This is a genomic window from Comamonas sp. B-9 (assembly GCF_000410635.1).
Classification (GTDB): Bacteria; Pseudomonadota; Gammaproteobacteria; order Burkholderiales; family Burkholderiaceae_C; genus Comamonas.
The window spans coordinates 1-1080 of the sequence record NZ_KE148629.1 but is presented as its reverse complement, the minus strand read 5'-3'; the positions used below and the strand labels follow the sequence as shown (position 1 = coordinate 1080).

Here is a 1080-nt window from a genome sequence, read left to right as displayed (position 1 = left end):
CTGGATGGCGCTCATCGCGCAGGTGGTCCAGAAAAAGAACGAGAAGCACAGCCAGACCGAGGGCAGCTTCAGGAAGGCCATCGGGTGCTCCTGCTTGCCGGCTACCGCCGCCTTGGCAAGGGCCGCGCCAGGCAGGCTGACGCGGTCATCGAGCGCATCGCGATTGACCACCATGATGGCCAGGATGATGGCCGCCAGCGCGGCGCCGCAGAGGCAGGCCATGCGCCAGGAGCCGGTGGCCGAGGTGATGCCAGCCATGAACACCGGCGCTGCCGCCCAGCCCAGGTTGCCCGAGAGGCCATGCACCGAGAAGCCATGGCCCAGGCGCTGCGGCGAGAGGCGCTTGTTGAGGATGGTGAAATCCACCGGGTGGAAGGGCGCATTGCCCAGGCCGGCAAAGATGGCGGCCAGCATCAGCTGCGCATAGCTGTTGGCGGTGCCGGCAATGACACCGGCCACCGCAAAGCTGCTGAGCGCGGCAAACATGATGGGGCGGGCGCCAAAGCGGTCGACCACAAAGCCGGCCAGCGCCTGGCCCACGCCCGAGACGATGAAAAAGGCCGACACCAGCACGCTGAGCTCGGAGTAGCTGAAGCCGAAGTCCGCGATCAGCCAGGGAAACAGCGGCGGCAGCAGCAGGTGGAAGAAGTGCGAGGAGCCATGGGCCAGGCCCACCAGGCCGATGGTGCGTGAATCCTGCCGCAGGCTGCCCAACGCGCTGGGCCCGGGCGCGCCCGGCGGTATTGTTGTGCTGGTTGTCATGGCAGCGATGTTAGCCAAAGCCCTGTCGGCATGTATGCGACAGAGAGACGATTACTATCGCCAATGTGCCAAGCTGCGATGCTTGGCCCCTTCTTGCGCCACCATTACCGCCGCCAACCGCCAACCGCCTAGCGCCCTGCCGCCATGCCTTCTGCCGTGACTGCCCCCTTGCCCCCACCGGCACGCGCTGCCGCCAGCGGCGAGGCTGCCAGCGCCCGCCGTGCCTGGCAGTATGTCGACTCGCTCACCCCGCACCTGTTTGTGCCCACCGCCGAGCGGCCGGTGCGCGCCAAGCTGCGCGAGCTCAGTGGCGACACC

Annotated in this window: 1 protein-coding gene; it reads right to left on the bottom strand. The window is 67.6% G+C overall.

Features of this window, described 5'->3' with window-relative positions:
- Positions 1-762, bottom strand: a 762-nt coding sequence (locus H928_RS33550) for an MFS transporter (protein ID WP_239645003.1), incomplete at its 3' end; no start/stop codon positions are given.
- Positions 763-1080 lie beyond the last annotated feature (318 nt).